Below are 7,371 nucleotides of genomic sequence, written 5' to 3' on the forward strand. Positions count from 1 at the left end.
CGGCCGCGGCCCGCTACCTGTCGGACTCCTCCTCCAAGGGCAAGGTCGCGCTGACCGGTCTGGGCACCCCCAACCAGATGCGTGAGTACGTCGAGAACGGCACCGTCGAGTCCTTCGCACTGTGGAACCCGAGCGACCTCGGCGCCCTCGCCACATACGCCGCGGCCGCCCTGGCCAACGGCGACATCTCGGGCGAGGAGGGCGACTCCTTCGAGGCGGGCGACCTCGGCGAGTTCGAGGTCGGCGCCGACGGCGTCGTCCTGCTCGGTGAGCCGTTCACCTTCAACGCCGACAACATCGCCGACTTCGACTTCTGACCGGCCGGTCCTAGGTCGGCTGCGCCACCTCCAACTCCCGGGTCCGGTCGAACGATCCTCCGGCCGGACCCGGGAAGCACCAGCTTCATGCACCGACTCGCCAGTGCACCTGGGGACCCGTCTCCTGTCCGGCGCGAATGTCGACCGTGCTTGTCAGCCTCCGCGTCTGCGTCGCCAGCCATCTCCCTAGACGTGCGTTCGTACGTGCGTCCGTCAGCGGGCTCGTCCACGCAGGAATGGCGCCGCCTCGAGGGATCGCGCGGATACACAGGATTGGCCGAGGTGAACCCCGAGAAAGGACCATCCATGCCAGACCATGATCTGACGGAGGCCGACGTTGCCCTGCTGGGGTTCTTGTCCCAAGGTTGGACGAGTCAGCGAATCGCCACCGAGTTGGGAGCACCCGTGCGCCGGGTCAGAAATGATGTGAAGGCGGTGCGCAGCAAGCTGAATGCCCGGAACAACACGCACGCCGTCGTCCTCGCCCTGCGCGCCCACATCCTGTGATGCACGTACACCGAGCGTCCCGCTCCTCGAGCGGGGTGTGGCGCACGGTCTTGGTGGCTGGCATGGCGTCGTACCTCGATGCCGGCGCCATCATTGCCTCAGGACTGGTCGTCGGCGGGTTCTACGCTGACGCGCTCAACCTCAACGCCGCGGGCACCGGGCTGCTGCTCGGCGCCCACACCTTCGCCTTCGCAACAGGTGCCATCGCGGGCGGCCGCGCAGGCGATCGACTGGGCCGCCGACGCGTCCTGGTCGCATCGCTCGTTCTGTACGCGGCGGGGGTGGCCCTCCTGGCGTCTGCGTGGAGCGTGAGCAGCCTCGCCCTCGGCCTGGTCATCTCAGGGTTGGCCATCGGCGCCGACCTGCCCACCTCGCTCGCGATGGTCGGCGAGAGCGCCCCGGCCGGCGCCAAGGGCAGGGCCATCGCCTTCACTCAGGCGCTCTGGGTCGTGGGCATCGCAGCGACGGGCCTCCTGGGAGTGCTTCTGGCTGASTTAGGCGCCACTGCTGGCCGCCTCATCTACTTGCACCTGCTCGTGGTGGCCGTGGTCGTGCTCGCCTTCCGGATGGAGCTGAAAGAGTCGCCCGAATGGGCCCGCGAGATGCAACGACTCCGTAACGCCGCACCCACGCCCACCAGAGGGACCGGGCCGCTCATTCGCCTCGACCTGCTCGCCTCTGCGACCRGACTGAGCGCCATCTCCCTGGCTGTGTACTACACCGCATGGAACCTGGGCGCGAACACATTGGGGCAGTTCAAGACCTACCTGTGGATCAAGGCCATGGACGGCACCGAGCGAGGGGCCGCAGTCCTCATCCTGCTCGGCATCCCAGTCGGGCTGAGTCTATCGGTCGTCTTCGCGCTCCTGGCCGATGGCCGGCGGCGACATCGCTGGATCGTCTCCGGTGCGCTGATCTCGACCGCCGGCTGGCTCGCGGTCGCGATCTGGCCGACCCCCCAGGGGTTCATCATCCTGGTCGTCTGTTTTGCCGCCGGGGCACCGTTCTCCGGCGAGACCGCCTTCAAGCTCTGGACCCAGCAGCTCCTACCCACCCTGCACCGTGCGGCCGTGCAAGGAACCGCGCTGGCGGTAGCGCGCGTCGTCGCAGCCGCAGCCGCCGTCTTCACCCCGGCCGTGGCGCTCGAGAGCCCGCGCTCGCTCTTCGTCACCCTGTTCGTCCTCAGTGCGCTGTCGACCGCGATCGCGACCTGGTGGATACCGCGTCTGGACCGTCACCATCGCCCGCCGGCGTGGTGAGCTTCACCATGGCGGGCTGCGGTGTGCGTTCGAGGTGTCCCGGTGGGCTACAGCGTCGACCGGGGCTACAACGTCGACTGGCGCGCCACGAGCTCGGGCTTGAACACCTGGTTGTGGTGAACGTGCCCTGAGGTGTTCGACTCCTCGATGAGCAGGCGCCCCGCTGCGCGTCCGAGCTCGGCTCTGGGCTGGCTGACCGAGGTGACGGGGATGGCTGCGGCACGTGCGAAGTCGATGTCGTCGTAGCCGACGATCGCCAGGTCGCCGGGCACCTGGCACCCCGTCGCGATGGCATGCTGCAGCATCCCCAGCGCTAATAGGTCGTTGGCGCAGAACACCGCGGTGGGACGCCGCCGCTTCGGCAGTCCGGCGAGGCGTTCGCCGGCCGCTCGGCCTTGGTCGACGTCCAGCCCTTCGGTGCCGAGCACCGTCAGGTTGGCGCCGTCGAGTCCGGCCTCCCGCCAGGCCTGACGGGCGCCCTCGATCCGGTCCTTTACCTGGGTGAGGTCGCTGGGACCACCGACGAACGCGGCCCTCTCGTGACCGAGGTCGACCAGGTGCTGGATGGCCAGCTGCCCACCCAGGACGTCATCGACCGACACGCTGCAGATCTCGTGGCTCGTGCGCGCACCCACGACCACCAACGGGACCGATGCGGCGATCTCGGCCAGGTGTCCGGCTGAGGGGTCCAGCGGGGTGACCAGGATGCCGGCGACTCGCATCTCCCGCAGACGCTCGAGGTGCGCCACCTCCCGCTCGGCCCTGTTGCTGCTGTTGCACAAGAACAGCGACAGGCTCTCGGCCTCGGCTGTGGACTCGATGCCTGACGACACGTCGGTGAAGAAGGGGTTCGTGGCATCGAGCATGACGTACCCCACAGTGCTGGAGCGGCCAGCACGCAGGTGGCGGGCGGACTCGTTGCGAACGAACCCCAGCTGCGCCATCGCGTCCTGCACCCGAGCGACGTTCGCAGCCGTCACCCGGTGGGGCCGGTTGAGGACGTTCGACACCGTGCCCAGCGACACCCCCGCCAGGGTCGCGACGTCATCCATGCGCGGGGCGCGACCCAGCGCGGACTGAACAACCACGCCGGGCACCAGCTGCTTCGCGGGCCGCGGGACACGTCCCTGGGTGGACCGGTTCGTCATCGACATCCTCTTGAAACGTTCAGAGCGTTGCGCCCTGCAGAGGTGGCGCGCGGACCTTCACGGTAGCGCTCGAGACCCCTGCTTACAGGGCTCCACGAGACTCACATTGGTGACTTCCAAGAACGTGCATACGCAGCATACGAACCGTGAATGCCGTAGTTGGTCTGCGCTGTTGCGGTCGTCACAGACGACGTCGCAAACTTGTGACTCACGCCACGTGAAGCGTTTCAGAAGCCCGCGAGTCTGGTTCCCCCGAGCCGGACGGCCAACGCGGGAACGGAGATCGCGTGGGAGCCGCCGAAGGCAGTGGCCGCCCCAGGCGTCCGCGCGATCTCCGCCCACCAGCTCCGGCTGGTCCGTCGACCCCACCGGGATGTCGACCGTCGTCACGCCCGCCTCAACGGGCTACGAAGAAGGAGAACGCATGTCCCAGCGTCCACGCGCTGCGTCGCCTCGGCGACTTAGGGGAGTGATGGCGAGCGCGCTCGCCGTGCTCGCCGTATCTGCCGCCGCCGGCTCCGTCGCCGCGCCCGCGGTGACCGCCTCCGCAGCACCAGCGGCTCCAGCCGCCGCGGCACCGGCCAAGGTCAACTACTGGAACGGGGTCAACCCCGTCACCGAGCTCACGGGCGACACGTTCGCGAACCCGCCGTCCAACGACAAGGCCTGGGTGCGCTGGAACTGGGTTCCCGCGACCACCACGAACGAGCAGCTCCTGAGCGACCTGCAGGACATGGCCGAGGCGAACATTGCGGGTGTGGAGATCGGTCAGGGTGGCAACCCGACCAACGAGCAGCTGTCCGTCATCCTCGACAAGGCCAACGAGCTCGGCATCAAGGTCGGCATCAAGTACTCCGGCGGCGCGCCCGTCACCGGCACGTGGGTGAACACGAACGACTACACCCGCAAGACGCTGACGAACAACCGCACCACGGTCAACGCCGGCGAGAACTTCACCGGCGCCCTGCCCGGTACCGGCACCCTGGTCGCCGTCATCGCCTACCGCTGCTCGAGCGCCACATGTGAGACCACCGGTCCGCGTCAGCTCGACCGGAGCTCGGCGATCAACCTGACCGCGAGCATCACCGACAAGAACACGGCCGGCTTCTTCGGCGGCTCCACGGTCGGGAACATCAACTGGACCGCCCCCGCCACCCCGGCTGGCGCGCAGTGGCAGCTCGTCACGTTCCGCACCTCGGCATTCCAGAACGCCCCCGAGACCCTCACCAAGCAGGGCACTCAGGCGATGATGGACGGCTACGAGGCCCTGTGGACGCCGGAGCTGAAGGCGAAGCTGAAGGCCAACCGTGCCGACATCTTCGTCGACTCCCACCCCACCGACCCGTGGGCGAACGTCACCGAGCTGTGGAGCAGCAGCATGGCCACCGACTTCCAGTCGCGTGCCGGCTACAACCTCGTCCCGGACCTCGCGGCGCTGTTCTACGCCGACTTCCGCTACAGCAACGGGCGCGACCAGCGCGTGCGCAGCGACTTCTACCAGGTCCGCAACGACCTCTACATCGAGAACCGCATCAAGCCGTTCACCGCGTGGTCCAACACGCACGGGATGACGCTGCGGCTGCAGCCGGAGGACCCGAACATCGGTGGCGCCGACGCCCCGTACCAGGACCAGATCGACATGGCGTACAACCTCCAGCGCCCCGAGCACGAGTCGCTCGTGGGTGACAACATCGACATCTGGCGTGCCATCGCCTCGGCGAACAGCTGGACCGGCAACCCGTGGTACTCCGAGGAGTGCTGCGCCGTCGGCAGCCAGAACTACGTCGAGACGCTTCAGGACGTCCAGGCTCGCATGAACAAGTCGTTCGCCGCGGGCATCACCAAGAACGTCTACCACGTGTACCCGACCGGCTACTCGCCGACGAGCACCTGGCCCGGCTACGGCAACTTCGGGCCGACCAGCTTCAGCGGCTCGTGGGGCCCGCGCAACCCCAACTGGGAGTCCGACGCCCCAGAGTTCAACACGTGGATGGCCCGCAACCAACAGGTCGTCACTCAGGGTCGCTCCGACATCGACGTCGCCGTGTACCTGCACTCCTTCGAGTGGCCGGCCGGCTCGCTGGTCAACACCGACGGCTCCCCGTTCAAGAACCGCATGTGGGAAGACCAGGCCATGCAGCGGGCCGGGTACAGCTGGGACTACGTGAACCCGACCCTGCTCGCGTCCAAGGACGCCAAGGTCACCGGCGGAGTCCTCAACGCCGCCGGCCCGTCGTACAAGACGCTCATCGTCAACACCGGCATGCAGACCCCGTGGCACCCGCTGAAGTCCGCCATGCCGGTCGCGACCGCCAAGAAGATGCTCGAGCTCGCAGAGGACGGGATGAAGATCCTCCTCGTCGGCGCCGCCCCGGACACCACCCCCGGTGACAACGGCGACGACGCCGAGCTGCGCGCCGTGTGGTCCGACATCCTCGAGCAGCCCACCGTGCGACGCGTCGCCTCCGAGGCCGGCGTGCCCGCCAAGCTCGCCGCGTGGGGCGTCCAGCCCGACATGAAGCCGTCCGAGCGCTCCACCATGTTCGGCCGCCACCTCAAGGACCGCGCCGCCGGCACGGACTACTACTTCCTCTACAACCAGGGCGAGGAGCGCCTCGACTGGGCCTCTCGCGACATGGTCTACGAGGAGCCCGAGGCCTGCCGCTACACCGGCACCCTCACCCCGTGCCGCCAGAAGGGCGAAGCCGTCGACCTCGACGTCACCCTCACCGGCGAAGGCGCGCCGTACCTGCTCGACACCGTCGACGGCACCATCACGCCCATCAGCAAGTACACGGTCGGCAACGGCACGGTCACGGTCAACGTCGCGCTCGGTCGTGACGAGTCCACCATCGTGGCCCTCACCAAGGACCCCGCTAAGTTCGGCGTGAGCGCCCTCAAGCGGCACGTCGTGTCCACCACCGCCGACCAGGCCGTCGTGTCCGGCGACCAGGTCGTCCTGCGTGACACCGAGCCCGGCACGTACACCGCAGAGCTCTCCGACGGCAGCACCGTCAGCGGCACCATCGGTGCAGCGACCCCTGCGGTCGACCTCACCGACAAGACGTGGAACGTGTCGGTCGAGAAGTGGACCAACGCCAACCCGGTCGGCACCACCGGTGCCGCTGGCGCGGAGATCGCCAAGAACGTCGTCGATGTGACGATGAACGGTCTCAAGGCGTGGCCGGACGTCCCTGAGCTGGCTGGCGTGTCCGGTGTGGGCACCTACTCCATCAACGTCGACATGCCGTCGACCTGGCAGCAGGGCAGCTCGGCCGTCCTGTCGCTCGGGCAGGTCGTCGACACGATGGCGCTCACCGTCAACGGACAGTCGGTCTCCATCGACCCGCTCTCGGCGAAGGCTGACGTCGGCGACTACCTCAAGACCGGCACCAACGCGGTCACCGTCCGGGTCTCGACGACGCTGAACAACCAGCTCGCCACCGTCCTGCCGGCCGTCGCCACCCGCGGCGTCACCCAGGAGTACGGCATCGTCGGCCCGGTCACCCTCACCCCGACCGCCCAGGCCGAGGCCACCGCACCCGGCACCGGCAACCCCGGCACCGCAGTCCCGGCCAACACCGCAACCCCGACCATCACCGGAACCGCGAAGGTCGGCTCCACCCTCCGCTGCGAGCCCGGCACGTGGACGAACGCCACCTCGTTCGCCTACAGCTGGACCGCCAACGGCACCGCCATCGCCGGCACCACCGGCCAGAACCTGGCCCTCGACGCGGCGCTGGTGGACAAGACCGTCGCCTGCACAGTGGTCGCCACCGGCCCCGGCGGCACCGCCACGGCAACGTCCGCCGCGGTCAAGGTCGCCCAGGGTGACGCGCTGAAGGCTACGAAGAAGCCGAAGCTCGTCGGCAAGGCGCACGTGGGGAGCAAGCTCAAGGCTCGCCACGGCCAGTGGGCGCCGGACGCTACCTCCTACACGTACGTGTGGAAGGCGAGCGGCAAGGTCATCAAGGGGGCCACGGGCAAGACCTACAAGGTCAAGGCCAAGGACCGCGGCAAGAAGATCACCGTCACGGTGACCGCACAACTTGCCGGCCACGCGGACGGCAAGGCGACCTCAGCGGCAAAGCGGGTGAGCGGCCGCCGCTGAGACGCAAGGAACAAGCGTGGGCCCGGGAG

5 protein-coding genes are annotated in these 7,371 nt (G+C 68.4%); 4 read left to right on the top strand and 1 reads right to left on the bottom strand.

Annotation, left to right across the window (positions count from 1 at the left end):
• The 3 genes from AC1DP1_RS23095 to AC1DP1_RS23105 all read left to right on the top strand — a co-directional run.
• The coding region (locus AC1DP1_RS23095) for a substrate-binding domain-containing protein (protein WP_477508833.1) at positions 1-317 on the top strand (317 nt) is incomplete at its 5' end.
• Positions 318-623: 306 nt separating this feature from the next.
• Complete coding sequence (locus tag AC1DP1_RS23100) at positions 624-824, top strand: LuxR C-terminal-related transcriptional regulator (protein ID WP_477508834.1); 201 nt, start codon at positions 624-626, stop codon at positions 822-824.
• Between the two features lie 62 nt (positions 825-886).
• A complete protein-coding gene (locus AC1DP1_RS23105) occupies positions 887-2,083 on the top strand; it encodes an MFS transporter (RefSeq protein ID WP_477508835.1) in 1,197 nt (398 codons plus the stop codon).
• Positions 2,084-2,148: 65 nt separating this feature from the next.
• Here AC1DP1_RS23105 and AC1DP1_RS23110 read toward each other — a convergent pair whose 3' ends face one another.
• The gene (locus tag AC1DP1_RS23110) at positions 2,149-3,231 is read right to left on the bottom strand and encodes a LacI family DNA-binding transcriptional regulator (protein ID WP_477508836.1); all 1,083 of its coding nucleotides are present in this window, start codon (positions 3,229-3,231) and stop codon (positions 2,149-2,151) included.
• Between the two features lie 472 nt (positions 3,232-3,703).
• On the opposite strand from AC1DP1_RS23110, the gene AC1DP1_RS23115 reads away from it, so the two are divergent.
• A complete protein-coding gene (locus AC1DP1_RS23115; RefSeq protein ID WP_477508837.1) occupies positions 3,704-7,342 on the top strand; it encodes a glycosyl hydrolase in 3,639 nt (1,212 codons plus the stop codon).
• Positions 7,343-7,371 lie beyond the last annotated feature (29 nt).

The organism is Nocardioides sp. P4_G10, from assembly GCF_056401175.1.

What these genes read in the sequence shown, in the direction of transcription:
- AC1DP1_RS23100 (WP_477508834.1), top strand. Translation starts at nt 624, where the DNA reads ATGCCAGACCATGATCTGACGGAGGCCGACGTTGCCCTGCTGGGGTTC.
- AC1DP1_RS23110 (WP_477508836.1), bottom strand. Translation starts at nt 3,231, where the DNA reads ATGACGAACCGGTCCACCCAGGGACGTGTCCCGCGGCCCGCGAAGCAG.
- AC1DP1_RS23115 (WP_477508837.1), top strand. Translation starts at nt 3,704, where the DNA reads ATGGCGAGCGCGCTCGCCGTGCTCGCCGTATCTGCCGCCGCCGGCTCC.